This window comes from Paenarthrobacter sp. NPDC057355, assembly GCF_042667405.1.
Taxonomy (GTDB): Bacteria; Actinomycetota; Actinomycetes; order Actinomycetales; family Micrococcaceae; genus Arthrobacter.
Genome location: NZ_JBHVAL010000019.1, coordinates 45,261 through 64,392 on the forward strand (window position 1 = coordinate 45,261; position 19,132 = coordinate 64,392).

At 62.8% G+C, this 19,132-nt stretch carries 14 protein-coding genes; 11 read left to right on the forward strand and 3 right to left on the reverse strand.

Annotated features, from left to right (window positions below; all coding sequences use genetic code 11):
- Positions 1 to 32 precede the first annotated feature (32 nt).
- The gene (gene rsmD / locus ACFUOZ_RS17800; protein ID WP_377550527.1) at positions 33 to 599 is read left to right on the forward strand and encodes a 16S rRNA (guanine(966)-N(2))-methyltransferase RsmD; all 567 of its coding nucleotides are present in this window, start codon (positions 33 to 35) and stop codon (positions 597 to 599) included.
- 1 nt (position 600) lies between these two features.
- On the opposite strand, the gene ACFUOZ_RS17805 is transcribed toward rsmD, so the two are convergent.
- Both ACFUOZ_RS17805 and ACFUOZ_RS17810 read right to left on the reverse strand, forming a co-directional pair.
- Complete coding sequence (locus ACFUOZ_RS17805) at positions 601 to 1,389, reverse strand: spermidine synthase (protein WP_377550529.1); 789 nt, start codon at positions 1,387 to 1,389, stop codon at positions 601 to 603.
- Positions 1,386 to 2,639: an aminotransferase class I/II-fold pyridoxal phosphate-dependent enzyme gene (locus tag ACFUOZ_RS17810; RefSeq protein ID WP_377550530.1), complete on the reverse strand. Its 1,254-nt coding sequence runs from the start codon at positions 2,637 to 2,639 to the stop codon at positions 1,386 to 1,388. The genes ACFUOZ_RS17805 and ACFUOZ_RS17810 overlap by 4 nt, the downstream gene beginning before the upstream one ends.
- Positions 2,640 to 2,674: 35 nt before the next feature.
- On the opposite strand from ACFUOZ_RS17810, the gene coaD reads away from it, so the two are divergent.
- The 8 genes from coaD (at position 2,675) to ACFUOZ_RS17850 (ending at position 8,958) form a co-directional block, all read left to right on the forward strand.
- Complete coding sequence (coaD, locus tag ACFUOZ_RS17815) at positions 2,675 to 3,175, forward strand: pantetheine-phosphate adenylyltransferase (protein ID WP_377550532.1); 501 nt, start codon at positions 2,675 to 2,677, stop codon at positions 3,173 to 3,175.
- Between the two features lie 163 nt (positions 3,176 to 3,338).
- Positions 3,339 to 3,866, forward strand: a complete 528-nt coding sequence (locus ACFUOZ_RS17820) for a DUF177 domain-containing protein (protein WP_262275266.1) — start codon at positions 3,339 to 3,341, stop codon at positions 3,864 to 3,866.
- Between the two features lie 33 nt (positions 3,867 to 3,899).
- Positions 3,900 to 4,103 carry a 50S ribosomal protein L32 gene (rpmF, locus tag ACFUOZ_RS17825; protein WP_011775139.1) on the forward strand — a complete coding sequence of 68 codons (204 nt, stop codon included), beginning with the start codon at positions 3,900 to 3,902 and terminating at the stop codon, positions 4,101 to 4,103.
- 23 nt (positions 4,104 to 4,126) lie between these two features.
- Complete coding sequence (rnc, locus tag ACFUOZ_RS17830) at positions 4,127 to 4,837, forward strand: ribonuclease III (RefSeq protein ID WP_144659970.1); 711 nt, start codon at positions 4,127 to 4,129, stop codon at positions 4,835 to 4,837.
- A gap of 6 nt (positions 4,838 to 4,843) precedes the next feature.
- Positions 4,844 to 5,815, forward strand: coding sequence for a bifunctional DNA-formamidopyrimidine glycosylase/DNA-(apurinic or apyrimidinic site) lyase (gene mutM / locus ACFUOZ_RS17835; protein ID WP_377550535.1), 972 nt, complete (start codon positions 4,844 to 4,846; stop codon positions 5,813 to 5,815).
- A gap of 87 nt (positions 5,816 to 5,902) precedes the next feature.
- Entirely contained in the window at positions 5,903 to 6,622 is a 720-nt protein-coding gene (locus ACFUOZ_RS17840) for a hypothetical protein (protein WP_377550537.1), read from the forward strand.
- 6 nt (positions 6,623 to 6,628) lie between these two features.
- The gene (locus ACFUOZ_RS17845; RefSeq protein ID WP_377550539.1) at positions 6,629 to 7,930 is read left to right on the forward strand and encodes an MFS transporter; all 1,302 of its coding nucleotides are present in this window, start codon (positions 6,629 to 6,631) and stop codon (positions 7,928 to 7,930) included.
- The gene (locus ACFUOZ_RS17850; protein ID WP_377550541.1) at positions 7,927 to 8,958 is read left to right on the forward strand and encodes a TolB family protein; all 1,032 of its coding nucleotides are present in this window, start codon (positions 7,927 to 7,929) and stop codon (positions 8,956 to 8,958) included. The genes ACFUOZ_RS17845 and ACFUOZ_RS17850 overlap by 4 nt, the downstream gene beginning before the upstream one ends.
- Before the next feature lie 54 nt (positions 8,959 to 9,012).
- On the opposite strand, the gene ACFUOZ_RS17855 is transcribed toward ACFUOZ_RS17850, so the two are convergent.
- On the reverse strand, positions 9,013 to 13,917 hold the full coding sequence (locus tag ACFUOZ_RS17855) for a DUF4082 domain-containing protein (RefSeq protein ID WP_377550543.1): 4,905 nt from the start codon (positions 13,915 to 13,917) through the stop codon (positions 9,013 to 9,015).
- A 347-nt stretch (positions 13,918 to 14,264) separates the two neighbouring features.
- Between ACFUOZ_RS17855 and smc the strand changes: the two genes are divergently transcribed.
- Positions 14,265 to 17,855 carry a chromosome segregation protein SMC gene (smc, locus tag ACFUOZ_RS17860; RefSeq protein ID WP_377550545.1) on the forward strand — a complete coding sequence of 1,197 codons (3,591 nt, stop codon included), beginning with the start codon at positions 14,265 to 14,267 and terminating at the stop codon, positions 17,853 to 17,855.
- Between the two features lie 20 nt (positions 17,856 to 17,875).
- Entirely contained in the window at positions 17,876 to 19,081 is a 1,206-nt protein-coding gene (gene ftsY, locus ACFUOZ_RS17865) for a signal recognition particle-docking protein FtsY (protein ID WP_377550547.1), read from the forward strand.
- Positions 19,082 to 19,132: the final 51 nt, after the last annotated feature.

A 19,132-nucleotide genomic window follows, 5' to 3' on the forward strand; every position in this document is an offset into this window, starting at 1 on the left:
AGTCCCAGGCAGCATCGACGGGGAGTTGCCCAGTGAGCCGGATCATCGCCGGAGTTGCCGGCGGAAACCCCCTGGCAAGTGTTCCCGGGACTGCCACACGGCCCACCACCGATCGCGTCAAGGAAGCTCTGTTTTCGAGGCTGGAGTCGTTGGCGGTCATTGACGACGCCAGGGTCCTTGACCTCTACGCCGGTTCCGGATCGCTGGGCGTTGAAAGCGCCAGCCGGGGTGCGCGCAGCGTTGACCTCGTGGAATTCGATGCGAGGGCCAGCGACGTCTGCCAGCGGAACGCGGACCTGGTCAACCAGAGCCTGGGGGCCAGGAAGGTTGCTGTCCACCGTTCCAAAGTGGAGTCCTACCTTGAACGGGCCGCCGATTCTTCGGTATGGGACCTGGTCTTCCTCGACCCGCCCTACCCCTTGGACGAGCAAGCCTTGAGCGCAGTGCTCGAAAAACTGGCGCCGCACCTGGATGACGCTGCCGTGGTGGTTGTGGAGCGCAGTTCCCGCAGTCCTGAACCCGCATGGCCTGACGCCTTGGAATGCTTCGCGGATAAGAAGTACGGGGAGACAAAACTCTGGTTCGCCGAACCAGCCTGAACTAGCCGCTGATCCGGTCCAGGTCCACGCCGTGGAGGACGGTGGCAGGGTGCGGCCCCCTGGCCAGCAGCTCGGCTGTCCACTCCGAAGGCCATGGCTTCCGGGTGCCTGCCAGAATGATGTTGCCCGGATAGCGGCCTGCGAACATTCCTGTCTCCGCGAACGCGGCCACGTCCTGCATGGCGAGGCGCAGCGCTGCCACTTGGCTCCGGACGAGCGTGAGCGCAGGCTCGTCGCCAACGTTCACTATCAGGACGCCGTCAGGAGTCAGCCGTGCGGCGGCTTCTTCGTAGAAGTCACGGCACGCGATATGGGCAGGAGCCTCGGGCCCGGAGAAGATGTCAAGGATAACGACGTCGAACCGCGCCTCGGCGGGCAGCTCCGCCAAGGCGTCGCGGGCGTCGCCGATGATGGTGGTCAACCTGGAGCCTTGGGGCATAGGCAGCTCACGGAGGACGAAGTCCAGCAATTCGCGTTCCAGTTCAACGGCGTACTGTTCCGAGCCCGGGCGGGTGGCCTGGATGTAACGGGCCAGGGTCAGGGCTCCCGCGCCCAGATGAAGGGCACGAACTGGCTCTCCGGAAGCGGAGGCCAAATCCACGATGTGCCCGATCCTGCGAAGGTATTCGTAGAAGATTTCTTCCGGCGCGGCCAGGTTCACGTGTGATTGTTCGGCGCCGCCGATGCTCAGGATGAAGCTGCCTTTCACCAACGGGTCCTGTTCGATGGTGGCATGTTGGCCGGTCGTTCGAAGGAAACGTCCGGCGTGGCCGGAATCCTTTGGAGTCACAGCCGGTCCTTGAGGGTTGCAAGCCGTCCGGCTGCCTCTTCGAGGACCTCGATCTTTTTGCAAAAGGCGAAGCGCAGCAGGCTTCGGGTGCGTTCCGCGCCTTCCGGATGGCAGAAGACCGGGACAGGGATAGCGGCCACGCCCACGAGGCCGGGCAGGCGCCGTGCGAGCTCAACCGAGTCCTGGATGCCCAGCGGGGCGGTGTCGACATTGATGAAGTAGGTGCCGCTGGGGTTGTAGACCCCGAAGCCGGCGGCACGAAGACCCTCGGCGAGTATGTCGCGTTTTCGGCGGAGGGTATCGGCAATGCCCTGGTAGAAAGCGTCAGGGAGTCCCAGTCCAACAGCGATCGCGCCTTGGAAAGGCGTGCCGGAGCTGTAGGTGAGGAATTGCTTCACCGTGCGGACTGCGGCCACCAGGGGAGCCGGTCCGGTGAGCCAGCCGATCTTCCAGCCGGTGAACGAGAAAGTCTTACCGGCCGAGGAAATGGTGATGGTCCGTTCGGCGGCACCGGGAAGGGATGTCACCGGGATGTGCGCCACTTCGAAAGTGAGGTGTTCATACACTTCGTCACTGACGATGATCGCGCCATATTTGGCGGCCAGTTCCACAATCCTGGTGAGCACGCCCTCCGGAAAGACTGCTCCCGTGGGATTGTGGGGGTTGTTGAGGAGGACGATTTTCGTCCTGCTGCTGAAGGACGCCTCCAGCGTTGCGAGGTCGGGCAGGAAGTCCGGTGCCAGCAGGGGAGCGGTGACATGCTTGGCTCCAGCCATCCCGATGATGGCGCCATAAGAATCGTAGAAAGGCTCGAAGGTCAGGACTTCGTCGCCGGGTTGGACGAACGCCAGCAGCGCAGCAGCGATGGCCTCGGTGGCCCCTGTGGTAATCAGGACTTCGGTCTCGGGATCGGGATCAAGGCCATAGAAGCGTTGCTGGTGCGCGGAGACAGCTTCCCGCAACGCGGCAACACCTTTACCGGGTGCGTATTGGTTGGCGCCTTCGGCGATGGCAGCCTGCGCAGCGGCTTTGATTTCCGCGGGACCGTCCTCGTCGGGAAATCCCTGGCCCAGGTTGATGGCCCCGGTGGACATTGCCAGCGTTGTCATCTCCTCGAAGATGGTGACACCCAGATCCCCGTCAGGCGACAACAGATTGGCTCCTACCGCGGCCCGTTTCCAGGGCGCCGGAGACCCGGTGGTAGTTCCAGAGAAGGGGGTGCTGCTGCCTGCTGATGCCATGGGAGCCATGGTATCCCGGTGAAGCGATGGGGTAGGTTCGTCTCATGAGACGCGCGGTATGCCCTGGATCCTTTGACCCCATCCACAACGGACATCTCGAAGTCATTGCCCGGGCCGCTGGCCTGTTTGACGAAGTCATCGTTGCCGTGTCCACCAATTACGCCAAAAAGTACCGGTTCGGCCTCGAAGAACGCATGGAGATGGCGCGTGAGACGCTGGCTTCCCTGCGTGGCATCATCGTCGAGCCCATGGGAGAAGGCCTGCTGGCCGAGTACTGCCGCCGCAGGGGCATTTCAGCGATCGTCAAGGGCCTGCGCTCTTCCTCGGATTTCGACTATGAGTTGCCGATGGCCACCATGAACCGGCAGTTGACCGGCGTCGAAACTGTATTTTTGCCGGCCGAAGCGCATTATGTGCACCTGTCATCGACCCTGATAAAGGAAGTCAACGCCCTTGGTGGCGACATCTCGGACTTCGTTCCCAAGTCGGTGTTGAAGAGGCTCCTTGCAGGCGAGTCGCCCGGCGAACCGCCGCGCAAAGGGTAGTCTTATGGGGTACCTGCGCCTTCAAGCAGAGTTCCCCATTCCGAAACAAGCGCTCCTCTGCGTGTCTTGTGCCGGTTTGAGTCCTCACGCGTGATCAGGCTAAGATGGTACGTCGGTCATATGTTCTACAGGAGTTCTCATTAAGCGAGATGCAAGTTCGCCCTTGGCGCTGGTAGTCAAGGACCTTGGACGCAGTCCCGGGACCATGCGGACACTCAACGAGCATGTACCTGCACCAAGTGACCTTGGTGTGGCGCTCATTGGCGTAAAGGAAGGCTCGGATATCGAGCTCGATCTTCGTCTTGAGGCCGTACACGAAGGAATTCTGGTATCCGGATCCGCGGTCGTCGAAGTAACCGGCGAATGCGGTCGATGCCTGGATCCCCTTGCGTATGACCTTGAGGTCAATGTGCAAGAACTTTTCTTCTACGAAGGCGCTGAGCTTTCCGCCGAAGAAGACGATGAAGAGCAACGTCGAGTCGAGTACGATCTGATCGATCTTGAGCCGGTGTTGCGGGACGCAGTTGTCACTATGCTGCCGTTCCAGCCGGTGTGCCGGGAAGACTGCCAGGGCCTGTGCTCCGAATGTGGAGTGCGCCTGGAAGACGAGCCGGGGCACCACCACGAGGTCATTGACCCTCGCTGGGCTGCCCTAGCTGATCTGGCTAAGACTGACCGGCAAACCGATTAGTAAGTGTTCGTCTAAGAGAGAAATGAGATAGCCGTGGCTGTTCCCAAGCGGAAAATGTCTCGCGCAAATACACGCGCCCGCCGTGCCCAGTGGAAGGCAACTGCCCCCAACCTGGTCAAGACCATCGAAAACGGCCAGGTTACCTACAGCCTGCCGCACCAGGCGAAGGTCGTTACCGACTCTGCCGGCACCGCGCTGTTCCTTGAATACAAGGGCCGCAAGGTCGCAGACGCCTAATCTGCCGTAGAGGCTGACAAAGGATGTCTTCAACTGAAGAGCTTCTGAAGCGTCTCGGTGTCTGGATTGACACCGAGACGCTTCGTCTTGCTCTCACACATCGCTCATACGCGTATGAAAACGGCGGGATTCCCACCAACGAGCGCCTCGAGTTCCTCGGCGACTCCATCCTGGGATTCTCCGTGACCGATTCCCTCTACCGTGAGAACCCCGAGCTGCCCGAAGGCGAGCTCGCCAAGCGGCGTTCCGCCGTCGTCAGCACGCGCGCCCTGGCCGGAATCGGCCGGGAGATCGGCATCGGCGAGTTCATTTACCTTGGCCAAGGCGAAAAGCTCACCGACGGTAAGAACAAAGCCTCCATCCTGGCTGACACCATGGAAGCCCTGATCGGCGCCACGTACCTGTCAAACGACATCGAAACTGCGCGCCAGCTGGTGATGCGCCTGGTGGGGCCGCTCCTGAAGGACGCAGGCGCCCTGGGAGCCGGAACCGACTGGAAGACAAGCATCCAGGAACTCACCGCCAGCCGACAGCTTGGCGCCATCCACTACGCGGTGGAAGGCTCCGGACCTGACCATGCGCGGACCTTCGAAGCTGTTTTGAACATCGGTGGAACACCGTACGGACGTGGTTCCGGGCACTCCAAGAAGGAAGCCGAACAGGAAGCGGCCGCTGATGCGTGGCGCGCCCTGACTGCGCTGGACTCTGCTCCTGCCGGTCCCGCGTCCGCCTGAGCACCCATGCCTGAGCTTCCCGAGGTTGAAGTGGTGCGTCGCGGCCTGGCCAAGTGGGTTCGCGGCCGGACCATAACGGGTGTTGAAGTGCTTGACCCGCGTTCCATCCGGCGCCACGCCCTGGGAACCGAAGACTTCGTGGGAAACCTGGAGCACGCTACTGTCCTCGACGTTGTTCGGCGGGGAAAGTTTCTCTGGATGCCATTGTCCATGAACGGTTACCACGAAGGCCCGCCCACGAACGGCAGCGAAGCATTGCCGAAAGTGGCGCTGATGGCGCACCTGGGAATGAGCGGGCAACTGCTGATGCAGGACCCGGACGTGCCGGATGAAAAGCACCTCAAGGTCAGGATCACTTTGAGCCCGGTGGAAGGCATGCCGGAGCAACTGCGGTTCGTGGACCAGCGGATATTCGGCGGACTTTTTGTAACCTGGCTCGTGCCCACTCAGGACGGCGGCCCCGGCGGCCTCGGCGAAACACCGCTGCCCGAGATAGCCGAAGAAGCTTCGCACATCGCCAGGGACCCGTTGGACCCCCAGTTCTCCCTCGACGACTTCTACCGGAAGATCAAGAAACGGAAGACCGGCCTCAAACGGGCCCTCCTTGACCAAGGCCTGATCTCCGGCATCGGCAATATCTATGCCGACGAAGCGCTGTGGCAGGCGAAGCTCCACTATGCTCGGGCAACCGATACCCTGCGTCGCGCGGATGCAGAGCGGCTCATCACGGCAGCGAAGGACGTCATGGAGGCGGCTTTGGCCGCCGGGGGCACCAGCTTCGATTCGCTGTATGTCAACGTCAACGGCGATTCCGGATACTTTGCCCGGTCGCTCAACGCCTACGGCCGGGCCGGTCAATACTGCACCCGATGCGAGGCATCAGGCCTCCAAAGCGTCATCAAACGGGAGCAATTCATGAACCGCTCCTCCTACACCTGCCCGGTGTGCCAGCCACGCCCAAGGAATGGCCGCTGGTAGGTCCAAAACTGTTCCGGAATCCCGGTGCGGGTGGCAGACTGTCCCCATGAAACGCTTGGCGCGGCACAACGATCCTGCGGGAACGCCATGATGGCGCGACGGCTGGTCATCGCGGGCGTATGCCTCGCTGTGCTGATCGCCGCCGTCGCAATTCTCTTTGATCAGATGGCCGCAAAGCCAGGACCTGTGGCGCAAAATACGTCCTCACAGGCTTCAAGCCCCAGCCCCGGGGGCCCGGGGTCCACCGCTTCAGCCGACCCCACCTCCCAAGGAGCCGAGGCACCCACCTCCGGCACTTCGCCGTCGAGCGGTCAATCGACCGGAAGCGCCGAAAGCGGTGACGACGGCGGAGCGTCCCACTCGGGCGGCCAGGCCCTGGAAGTCCTGCCGCCCGTCACCGCGACCCCCACGGGGTTGCCCGAGCCGACACCTCCCGCACCACTGATCACCGGAGCCCTGCCGGAGCCCGGTACGGCATCAGGCGAAGTGGTGGACGGATGGCCAGCCGGGGTCTTGACCCTGCCCGCTGGAACAACCATTGGTTCGACCTCGGTGTCGACCTCAGGGAACATTCTCCAGGTTGCCGCCGACGGCGTCATTGACAAGCCCCGGGCAGAGGTATTGGGTTCTTTCCGCGACTCCTTGGTCTCCCATGGCTTCTGGACCGAAGATGCACCCGCCGGCGAAGGCGCTGTGGCTGCCCGGTTCGTGCGCGGCACAGACACAGTGACGGTTTCGGTTTCGACGACGGGGACGGGCAGCTCGCGCTTCCAGCTGTTGGGCAGCCTGCACACGAGCGCGGACTGAGGACCCATGTACATTTCCCTCTCGGACCGCAGCGGCGGTAAACGCGACAAGCCGCAGGGGACAGGAACGGCACTATCAACCGAGGTGCCGTTCCGCTTGTCTCCGGTCATCCTGTGGCTGGGCATTGTCAGCATGGTCACCGATGTCTCCTCGGAATCGGTGTCTGCGATCCTGCCCTTGTACGTGACGGGCTTCCTTGGCTTGTCCACAATCGCCTTCGGCTTCATCGACGGCATCAACCAAGGCGCAAGTGCCATCGTCCGGATCGCCGCCGGTTGGGCATCGGACCGCAGCGGCCACCCCAAGCGGATAGCCTTGGCCGGTTACGGCCTGTCCATGCTTGCCAGGATCGGTTTCCTCTTCGCGGGAGGCTTTTGGACCATTGCCGCCATTGTCACCGGTGACCGCATCGGCAAGGGCATCCGGACAGCGCCCCGGGACGCGCTCATTTCCACCTCGGCGCAACCGGAACACCTGGCCAGGTCATTTGGCGTGCACCGGATGCTGGACAACATTGGGGCGGCAGCAGGGCCGTTGATCGCCTTTGTTGTGCTTTTGCTGATTCCCAACGGCTTCAGCACCGTTTTCGTGGTGTCCCTGGCCTTCGCCGTGATTGGTGTGGCCGTCCTCGCCCTGGTGGTCCCCGACATCCAGGCACGGGCCCTCAAAGGTGCGGAGGTTCGGAAGGACCGCAGGCTTTTCGCCTTCTCCTGGAGCCACCTGAGGGAACCAGGCCTGGGCAGGCTGCTCATCGCAGCGGGGCTTCTAGGGTTGGTGACCATCGGTGACGGGTTCCTCTACCTGGTGTTGCAGGACAGGGATTCGTTCGCCGTCCAGTGGTTTCCGCTCCTGTTCGTCGGCACTAATGTGGTGTTCCTCGCGCTGGCCATCCCGCTGGGAAGGCTGGCGGACAAAATAGGCAAGATCCCGGTTTTCCTGGCAGGGCACGTTGCTTTGCTGGCCACCTACTTGCTGGCGGCGGCACCCTTTGGGGGGCTGTGGGCAACGATTCTCTGCTTGGTCCTGCTGGGAGCGTTCTACGCCGGCACTGACGGGGTGCTTGCCGCGCTGGCCAGCCAGCTGACGCCGTCGGGAAAGCTTGCAACGGGTATCGCCTCCGCACAAACAGTGGTGGCGCTGAGCCGGATGGCCGCCTCCGCCGGTTTCGGCGTGTTGTGGTACGCGGTGGGTGCCTCCACTGCAATGGTGGTGGCGGGGGCGCTGCTGGCCTGCGCGATTGCGGCGGTGTTCTTCATCCTCCGCGGTGCCCGTCCTGCAGTCCCGGCAGACGCGGGTGACGCTGCATGAACGGTCAGCCCGCCGAAGGAAAGGTGCGGTGGGGCGCCCTCCTGGTGGTCACGATAGTGGTCTTGGTGGCTGCTGGAATTTATGCCGTGGGCGCGTACCAGCGCTTTGAGGAAAGCCGGACGGCGGTCTCGTCGGTGGGGACCTCGGAGGGCGGGCAGCTTCCCGAAACCCCGTTCGTCTTGTTCCGGAACACCGCAGCCGGGCAAGGATACGGACAGGCGGCAACCGTGGCGTTGTCAGATCCTGGCGGTACCCGGGCCGTCAGTGGCCAGGAGTGCGATCGAGTCTACGGTTCCACGGGAAGCGTCGTGTGCCTGCGCACCAACAGGGGGCTGGTCACTTCCTTTGAAGCCAAGCTGTTCAACAGCACTTGGGAGCAACAAAAAGTATGGCCGCTGCCCGGGATACCCAGCAGGACCAGGGTAAGTCCTGACGGTTCCAGGATCGCTACCACCGTGTTCGTTACAGGCCACTCCTATGCCACTGCGGGATTTTCCACCGCCACTGAGATCACCATCCCCGGCGGCACCTCCTCCGGTAACCTCGAGGACTTCGCCCTTCTTGTCAATGGTGAGCGGCTCCAGGCCAGCGACCGGAACATCTGGGGTGTGACGTTCGTACCGGGCCAACCCGACGCCTTCTATGCCACAGCGGCCTCCTCCGGACGAATTTGGCTGGTGCGGGGGAGCCTGTCGGCGAAGACGTTGACGGCTGTCCATGACAACGTTGAGTGCCCGTCCATCTCCCCGGACGGCACCCGGATCGCCTACAAGAAGAACGACGGCGGTGCGCTGGCGGCGCACTGGAACGTCGCGGTTCTTGACCTCGCTACGGGACGCGAGAGCGTCCTTGCCGAAAAGCGCAGCGTGGACGATCAGATCGAATGGCTGGATGACCAGAGCCTTCTGTACGGGCTGCCGGATGACACCACCGATGGCGACAGCAACATCTGGAAGCTGGGCACCGAACCTGGCGCGCAGCCAAGCATGTTCATTGCCCATGCTTGGTCGCCCAGCGTAGTTCGGTAACAGGGTCAGCGTAGTTCGGTAACAGGGCCACCGTTAGTTCGGTATCAGGGAACCTCAGCAGATCCGGAGCAGGCCGCACACGAGTCCGCTTGACTGCGTCGGGCTGGGAGACGGACTCGGTGTAGGAGTAGCTGTTGGCGTCGCCGTTGCTGCGGCCGTAGCGGTTGGCGTTGCCGTCGCCGTCGGAGTGGCGGTGGCTGACGGCGTAGCCGCTGCCTGCTGGGCTGGAGCGGCGGTTGAGTACACCACGTCCACGAAGTAGTTCGTGGCGTTCCAGGAGCTGGTCGGCATCACGCCGCCTGAGCCGTACCGGTAGCGCCCATTGTTGGGTCCCGAGGCAGTGAAGACGCCACTTGTCCACGTCTGGTTGAAGAACCCTGGCGTCGAGGAATACCGGCCGTTCGGCGCCAGGTAGGACACCACGTAGGTTTGCCCGGTGGACAGTGCAACCGGAGTTGCCAAAGTGGCGGTTTGCCAGCCGGTGCCCGTCTCATTGGTGAAGGTAACCTGCGCCAACCGCGTACCGGCAGCGTTCCAGAGCGAGCCAACGTGAGTTCCCGAGTTGCCGCTTCCCTTGTAGAAACGGATGCCCGTCACGTTGCCGGGTTGTGACACAGTGAATGCAGTACCCAACTCCACCGAGAGGAAGTCGGAGTTGGCTGCAACCTGCGGAAGCATTGATCCAAACATATTGGACGATTGGACCGATGCGGCAGCTGTGGTGAACTGCCAAGAGGTGGCCGGAAAACTCTGTCCTTGTTGGGAGACTGCATTCGCCACGGTTGCCGTTATGACGGTGCTGGCGGGCAACGCTGCAGCCGGGGTGAACGTGACTGTTCGACTGTCAGTGGATAGAGCGGTGGTTCCGGCGATGGACCCGCCGTTGGCCGTCAAGGTGAAGGTAATGTCAGGGCGCATTGGGGTGGAGAAGGCCACGGACGGTTTGGTGGACACGGTCACGCCGGTTTCTCCGGGGGCGGGTGCTTGGCCGGTGATGGTTGGCATCGGTGGGGTAGTGGCGAAGACCATGTCAACGAGATAACTGCTGGTGGACGTGGATCCCGGGAAGTTGCTGCTGTAGGAGAAGGCACCCGAATCTGTGTCCGTGCGCAGCGGGCCGCTGGTGAAACCTGCGGGGAAGCCGTTGGGAGTGAACGAGAAGATGCCAGTGGGGGACCGGTAAGCCACGATGTACTCCGTGTCGGCAGCGATATTCACCGGCTGGCTGAGCGTTGCTGTTTGCCAACCCGCGGAGGATTCGTTGGTAAACGTCACGCTGGCCAGGAGCTGCCCGCCTACGGTGTAAACAAATCCCGTGTGCGTTCCCGTATTACCCGGTGCCTTGTAGAAGCGGAGTCCCGTGACCTGGCCGTCCGTTGAGCTGGCAAACCGTACTCCCAGGGTGAGTGGAACCCCGTCGCTTGCTTCCATGGTGGCGGGCACCTCGGTGTCCTGATAAAGCGTGCACGGGCAGGCTCCCGCGGTCCGTGGAGCGGGAACGGTGGTGAACGTCCAGGATGGATTGGTCAACGGCCGCCTGGAAACAGCTGTCGCCGTTACCGTTGCTGTGTAGTTCGTGCTTACAACCAACGGGGCACTGGGGACAAAAGTGACTTTTCGGGACGTGGCATCGTAGCTCGAGGTCCCCGCCACATTGGTGCCGTTGGGATTCTTCAACGCCAAAGTGACGCTGGGGGCATCTGCAGCTTCAGACAGCACCGCACTGACAGGCGTATCCAGCCGGACACTTGATGATCCAGGAAGCGGCGTCTGGCCGTTGATGACGAATGCCGGCGGCGGAACATTCGCAATAACGTCAACCAAGTAGCTGGTTGTCGAGCGGGAGCCCGCGAAGTCCCCGCTGTAGGAGAATGCGCCAGCGTCCGAAACCGCACGCAATGGACCGACGCTCATGCCCTGTCCGAAACCGTTGGGCGTCGCCGAGTAAGTTCCAGTCAGTGTCTTGTAGGACACTATGTACTCAGTGTTGGCGGACATCTGGACAGGTTGGCTGAACATCGCGGTCTGCCAACCGGAAGCACTCTCATTCGTGAATGTCACCGTTGCCAGTTGCTGACCGGACGCTGAATACAACGCTCCGTTGTGGGTGCCGGTGTTACCTGCCGACTTGTAGAAGCGCATGCCCAACACCTGGCCGGCAGAGACACTGGAGAAGCGGACACCAAGGGTCAACGGAACACCCTCGCGGACTTCGTTGATGCCGGGCGTCACCGAGTCGTTGAACAGGCTGCACGGGCAGTCGCCCGGTACAGGCAGGGTGGCGGCGGTGGTGAAGGACCAAGTGCCCCCGGAGGTGACCGGGCCACCGGACGTATCGGTCCCGGACAGAGTGGCAGTGAACTGCGTACTGAATGCGAGGGCGGCGCTTGGCGTGAAGGTGGCACGTCGCGTCGCCGGGTCGTAGGCTGTGGTACCTGCAACAGGGCCGGAAGGCGACTGCAGCGTCAGTTGCACGCTTGCGGCCACCACGGGCTTCGAAAAGACACCGCTCACCTTGGTATCCACAGGGACGCTTGACGAGGAGGGATAAGGAGTTTGCCCCGTCACCGTCATCGGCGTGTTGTCCACCGTACTGAAGATGGCATCAGCGTAGTAGTTGCCGCCGTTGTAGCTCGATGACGGGAATCCTTGCGATGTGCTGTACACGCCGGCAGGCTCAGCCCCGAAGCCGCCGGCAACAGTCAAGGGGCCCTCCGTTGAACCGAAGCTGGCCCATTCGTAATCCTTGGTGGAGTAGTGCCCGTTCGGAGCCCAATAGGACACAGTGTATTTTTGCCCAGCGGCTACAGCCACGGACTGGCTGAACAACGCGGTTTGCCAACCGGACGGGGTTTCATTCGTGAAAGTCGCGGTGGCCAGGCGCTCGCCACTTGAGCTCCACAGAGAACCCGTATGCGTCCCTGTATTGGCCGCGCTCTTGTAGAAACGAACTCCCGTGATGAAGCCGTCAACTGAGGGCGTGAAACGCAGCCCCATCTCATACGCGCTGCCGTCGCCGGAATCCTTGATCGTGGGGACGGTCTGGCCGAAAACGCTGTAGGGGCCGGTGATGGACAAGGTCCTTGTCACGGCCGTACCGATGTTGGCACTGTCGTCAATTGCCCGCGCCTGGATTGTTGCTGTTCCCATTCCCTTCTGGATGTAGCTGTACGTCCAATTTTGCTTCCCTTGGGCAGGATGCCATGTGCTTCCGCCGTCAGTTGACACTTCAACGCCCGCTACCACCCCGCCGACATCGGCTGCGGTTCCTGAAACGGTGACACTGCTGCCATGAGGCACGCTGGCCGCATTGGCTGGTGTGTTGATTGCTGTGGTCGGTTTAGTCGTGTCACTGCTCGGAGTTGCTGCCACCAGTCCAGCTGCCCTCGTGGCAGGCTGGGCGCCCATGTCGGCCAGGAGGTTGACTTGGGCCTGCCGCATGCGTGCATCAGCCGGCGCGCCGTCGCCGTCGTGCTCCTGATCCAGACCCCACGTCCACTGGACGCTGCCCGCAGAGAAAACCAAGGCGCCACTGGGCGCACGATACAGGGTTACGTGGTGGGTAGTGCTCCCGGGTGCGGTGGTGTTGCCGAAGTCCTGAAGGTACTGCGGAACGTTGCCTACTGAGGTCGACAGCCTGATCAGTCCGGCTGGCCGGAAACCATTGTCCAGATCCTCGTTGGATTCATAGCCCACTGTGTGCTGGGCCAGGGCAGCAGAGGAACCAGCGGGCAGGGACGCCAGTGTGGTGTTGCGCCACAGCCGGGTCTTGCCCTCCTCCGCACTTACCGTCACCGGCAGATCGGAGAAGTTGGACATGTATGCCGTGCCCGTCAGACCGTTTTCAGGCAGGCCTCCGCCATTGGCCTGGGAGGCGAAGCGGGGGTCCCTCCACGTGCCGGTCCATTGGCTGGTGGGGTCGATCTTTCCGTTGCTCCAGGTCTCCTTGTAGCAGGTCAAAGTGCGGCCCGCGGCGCCGTCCACGGAGGAGGGCTCGAACCGCGTCCGCCAGTACATCTCGTTGCCCGAGAGGAACTGGAGGTTGACTCCCGCGTCACGGGCCGCAGTAACGTTGGCCCGCTGCGGGCCGGACCAGTACTCGTCGTGGCCGACTGAAAGAAACACCTTGTGGTTCAGCAGCTCGGCACCATTTCGATCGGCATCAAGACCGCTGATGTAGCTGACGTCGTAGCCGTTTTGCTCCAGGAACCTCACCATCGGGTACTCATTGGAGAAGTAGAAGTCCCGTCCGCCAATCCCCCCGCGGGTATTTACGGGGCGGTTATAGCTGACCTTGTAGGCTCGGCCGTTGGCGGCGCCTTGATAGAAGTCGGCGCCGCCGTAGGTGTTGTAGGCCTGCCAGGTCTGATCCGCGGTTTGGAAAACCACCGACGAGTGGTTGCCGTCATTGCGGACGATGAAGGTGATGTGGCTCTGCCCGCCCGTGTCGGGTCGAGTCAGCAGGGCGATATAGACTCCGGAAACAGCGGTGGCGGGCACCTGCCAGGTCGCCGAGACGGCCCAGGTGCCGCAGTCATACAGCTCGGTGCTGACGTCGCTGCGGCAAGCAGGTTGGGTCTGGCGCAGGACAGAAGGAGTAACATCGGCGATCTTCCGGGCGCCGTTGCCCCCGTACCAGCCTGTGCGGTAAATGGCGATGGTGTAGCTGGGAGCCCTCGTGTCGATCTTGAATCGGATGGGCTGACCGGCGTTGACACTGATCTCGGTGGAGAAACCCTGGATGGTGGCATCCCCGGCCCCGGATATGTCCCACTCTGAGGACGGACTGCCTGGTTTGGAGTTCTCACACACCACTGCGTTTACTACAGGGTCGCACGGACCGGCCGCAACAGCAGTCGGCGCGGTCATCGGCAGCAATGCCGCCACCATTGCCAACACCAAAGGGAAAAGCAACCCTTTGAGGCCTTGCTGGGAGGGGGTTGCTGAAGGACCGGCCATGAGAACTCCTGGAGTGGTACGCCAATTGCAATGACGGATCTGCGCCTGCGCGCAGTCCCTGCTTGCCGCTCCCCAGCCAGGGTCAAACCAAGATCTTCAGTTATGCAAACCAAGGCTTCTTGGAGATCGACGTTCCTCTTGCGGGACCGTATCCAGCCGCGGACGAACATAAGTTCAAGCCAAAGCCGGATCACTGGAACAAATCCACCAAAGTAACCCTTGGCAGGAGTGTAGGGGTGCGGCATTGCCGCCGCAAGGCTTTCCCGCTTCAGATCCGGTGATTTCACCTAAACGGCAGTAGATTTAGGGAATACGAACACCCGGGCCACCAGGAGAACCGAAGCGCCTTGCATTTGAAAAGTTTGACCGTCCGCGGATTCAAGTCGTTTGCGTCGGCCACGACGTTCGACTTTGAACCCGGTGTCACCGCTGTTGTCGGTCCCAACGGATCCGGCAAATCCAATGTGGTGGATGCGCTGGCCTGGGTCATGGGCGAGCAAGGCGCCAAGACCTTGCGTGGCGGAAAGATGGAAGATGTCATCTTCGCCGGTACCTCCGGCCGTCCGCCGCTGGGCCGGGCCCATGTCTCCTTGACCATTGACAATGCCGACAACGCACTTCCCATCGAGTACAGCGAAGTGACCATCTCCCGGACCCTTTTCCGGACCGGAGGTTCCGAATACGCCATTAACGGTGCGCCCTGCAGGCTTCTGGACATCCAGGAGCTCCTCTCTGATTCCGGCCTCGGCAGGGAAATGCACGTCATCGTTGGCCAAGGCCAGTTGGACCGGGTCCTGCACGCCACTGCCGAGGACCGGCGCGGCTTCATTGAAGAGGCCGCGGGTATCTTGAAGCACAGGCGGCGCAAAGAGAAGACAGTACGCAAGCTGGAGGCCATGCAGGCCAACCTGGCACGCCTTGGCGACCTTACGGCCGAGATTCGACGACAACTGACTCCCTTGGGCAAGCAGGCCGAAATCGCCCGTCGCGCACAAACTGTCCAGTTCGACGTCCGAGACGCCCGGGCCCGCCTCCTGGCGGACGATCTGGTGCAACTGACAAGCAGCCTGGAAAAGGACGTCGCTGATGAAGCCGCCCTGAAGGAGCGGCGCCAGGTGGTCGAAGCCGGGCTGGGGGTGGGACGGCGGCGCCAGGCGGAGCTGGAGCAGCGAGCCGCCGAGGCAACTCCCCGCCTCAACGCCGCTCGCGATAACTGGTACCAGCTCTCCGCGGGCAGGGAGCGACTGCGTTCACTCGGGTCGCTGGCGTCCGAACGCAAGCGTTTGCTCGGTTCCGCGGAGGTCTCGGTCGAATCCGGGCGCGATCCGGACCACCTTGAGCGCCAGGCAGCCCGGGTCCGGGAAGAAGAAGCCGCCCTGGAACACGACATCCTGGCCAAGCAGGCTGCCCTTCTCGAAGCCACTGTCGCGAAGGATGCGGCCGAGGCGCTCGCAGCCGCCGAAGACAAACGCCTCACTGGCATGTTGCGCGCAGCAGCGGACCGCAGGGAGGGCCTTGCCCGGCTCGCCGGGCATGTCGCGGCGGCGCGGTCCCGGGCGGAGGCGGCAGAGGCCGAACGGGGCCGGTTGCGGGAGTCTCTTGGAGCCGGTGATGAGCGGCGCCGCCAGGCACAGAGCGAATTCGCGGCCCTTGAAGCCCAGGTGGCAGGAGCCGAAGACGGCGAAGAGAGCCTGGACGCCGAATACGAGGACGCCAGCGCGGCACTGGACTCCATCCTTGCGGAGATCGAAGATCTGAAAGCCTCCGAGCGGGAGGCCGTCCGCGAACGCGACGCCCTGGCTGCCCGGCGCGAGGCGCTCCAACTGGGACTCAATCGCAAGGACGGTTCGGGTCACTTGCTGACGGCTGAAGGCGTGTTCGGTCCGCTGGCTGGCCTGGTCAGCATAGAGCAGGGCTACGAAACCGCCATAGCCGCAGCTTTGGGCAGTGCCTCGGATGCCCTCGTGGTGGCAGATGTGGAGGCCGCCTCAGCGGCGATCGCCACGCTGAAACAGGACGACGCCGGCCGCGCGGCATTGCTGCTGGCCGACGTTCCACCCGGGGATGCCGGAGCGGGCAGCAAGGCATTGGACACAGGCGAACTGCCCGCCGGCTGCCGTTGGGCCGCCGACGTCGTCACAATAGCCGACGCGGCAGGCGGCGGTGCGTTGCGGCTCCTGGCTGATACCGTCGTCGTCGACGACATCGGCATGGCCGCCCGTCTGGTCCAAGACCAACCCGGGCTGAAGGCCGTCACCACTGAAGGTGACATTTTCACGGCGGTGACTGTCCTCGGCGGCTCAGCTACCGCACCCTCCTTCCTCGAGGTCCAGGCAGCAGTGGACGACGCCGGTGCCCGCCTTCAAGAGGTCACTGCCAGGCTGGAGCGGGGACGCTTCGCCCTGGCCGGGGCCCAATCCCGTCGTGCCGAGGCGCAGGTCCGTGCGGATGCAGCATTGGAAAGACTGCATGAATCCGATGCCCGGCTTGCCGCCGTGGCTGAACGCCTGGGCCACTTGAACTCGGTTCTTCGCAGCGCAGTGGGCGAAAGTGACCGTCTCGCGGCATCCATGGCGAAGGCCGAGGCAAACATCGCAGACGCGCAACTGGACCTGGAAGTTGCCGCCGAACGCCTTGCCGCTGCCCAGGAGGTTCCGGACGAGGAACCGTCCACCGACCAGCGGGATGAACTCGCCGCCGAAGCAAGGACCGCCCGTGCCCTTGAAACAGAAGCAAGGCTTGCCCTTCGCACCGCCGAAGAGCAACTCGGTGCCATCAGCAACCGCGCAGCGTCCTTGGAACGGGCAGCCGCCACTGAGCGCCGGGCACGTGAAGAGGCTGCGCGCAAGGCCCAGCGCCGCAGGGCCCAAGCGAAACGTGCTGCTGCCGTGGTTTCGGCTGTGGAGCAGAGTCTTCGCTATCTCGATATTTCCGTGGACCTTGCGGCCAAGGAGCGCGACCTGGCCGAGCAAACACGCGAGCTCCTCGAGAAGGAGCTTTCGGAAGTCCGCGCCGCCAATGAGTCCCTTGCCCGGGAGCTGGCCGAGCTGACGGATTCAGTGCACCGCGATGAAATGGCCCGGACACAGCAGCGGCTGCGGATCGAGGCTTTGGAGACCCGGGCCGTCGATGAATTGGGGCTTTCGGCCGAGCAGCTCATCACCGACTACGGTCCGGACCAGCCGGTTCCGCTTCCTGCAGGGTCAACTGCGGACAAATGGGCAGAACTGAGGGCGCCGGTGGACGAGAATGGCGAACCCATTGTCGAGGGGATCCCGTTCGTGCGGGCAGAGCAGGAAAAACGGTTGAAGAAGGCAGAGCGCGAGCTGGCCGCCCTGGGCAAGGTCAACCCGCTGGCACTGGAAGAGTTTGCGGCCCTCGAAGAACGGCACCAGTTCCTTAGCTCGCAGCTTGAGGACCTCAAGTCGAGCCGGAAGGACCTGCTGGACATCATCAAAGAGGTGGACAACAGGGTGCAGCAGGTCTTCGCTGAGGCCTTCGCCGACACCTCGGCCCAGTTCGACCACGTATTTGCCAGGCTCTTTCCCGGCGGAGAGGGCAAGCTGGTCCTCACAGACCCTGATGACATGCTGACCACGGGAATTGAAGTGGAGGCCCGCCCTGCCGGCAAGAAGATCAAACGCCTGTCCCTGCTTTCCGGCGGTGAGCGGTCCCTGACCGCAGTAGCGCTCCTGGTTGCCATCTTCAAGGCCAGGCCGTCGCCGTTCTACGTCATGGACGAAGTTGAGGCAGCCCTTGACGACACCAACCTGGGTCGCCTCATCACCATCTTCGAAGAATTGCGGGAGTCAAGCCAACTCATCGTGATTACCCACCAAAAGCGCACGATGGAAGTAGCCGACGCACTTTACGGTGTCACCATGCGGGGCGACGGGGTGTCCACCGTCATCAGCCAGAGGCTCAGTTCCGGGGCTTAGCTTTATGAGAAGGTAGGGGAGTGAACGATTTCCTACCCATAATTCTGTCCATTCTCGCTGCGCTCGTAGTGGTCGGCGGACTCGTGCCGGTACTCCTGAAAGCCCGTAAGTCAGGCTCGAAGTACCCCGGAACGCGCGATACCAACGATCCCGTGCAGTCCTCTGCAGCAGGCGGCGGAACCCTTGTGGAGGACCGCCCGGACGGCGCCAAGGCTCCGGCCCCGACCTTTGACGGAACAGATGACGGAGCCGGGGTTCCGGACGACGCCGCAGGCCTTGAAACCATCGCCATCGACACTCCGGCGCCGGTGGAAGGGCGTCTCACCCGCCTTCGCGCCCGTTTGGTCAAGTCCAACAACATCCTCGGCAAGGGCCTGTTGGCTTTGCTGTCCGGCGACAAGATCGACGAAAACGTCTGGGATGAGGTGGAGGAAACCCTCCTCCTGGCCGACCTCGGTACCGAACCCACGATGCAACTGGTCGATGCTTTGCGTGAGCGGGTCAAAGTCCTGGGTACCCGCAGCCCGGAAGATGTCAGGGCAATGCTGCGGGAAGAACTCATTAAGCTCGTTGATCCCGGCATGGACCGTTCACTGAACGTCGACCGCAAAGGTGACCGCCCCGCCGTCGTGCTGGTTGTAGGTGTCAACGGCGTAGGCAAGACCACTACGGTGGGCAAGCTGGCACGTGTCCTGGTGGCAGAAGACAAGGACGTCCTGCTGGGTGCGGCTGATACCTTCCGCGCGGCCGCGGCTGAACAGTTGGCCACGTGGGGCCAGCGGGTGGGCGTGCCCACGGTGAAATCCGACATCGACGGCGCCGATCCCGCCTCGGTTGCCTACGAGGCCGTCAAGGCCGGTATCGACCAGGAAGTCGACGTAGTCATGGTCGATACCGCAGGCCGCCTGCAGAACAAGACCGGCCTCATGGACGAGCTCGGCAAAGTCAAGCGCGTCATTGAGAAGCTCGCCGAGGTGGATGAGGTCCTGCTGGTCCTAGATGCCACCACTGGCCAGAACGGACTCAACCAGGCCCGGGTATTCGCCGAGGTGGTCAACATCTCAGGCATCGTCCTGACCAAGCTGGACGGTACGGCCAAGGGTGGCATCGTGGTGGCCATCCAGAAGTCGCTCGGTGTCCCTGTGAAGCTGATTGGCCTCGGTGAAGGCCCGGACGACCTCGCTCCGTTTGAGGCCGAAGGCTTCGTCGACGCATTGCTCAACTAGCGCCGCTTGCCCAACTGACTGGCAGTTGTGGTTGTTCTGAGCCCGCTGAAC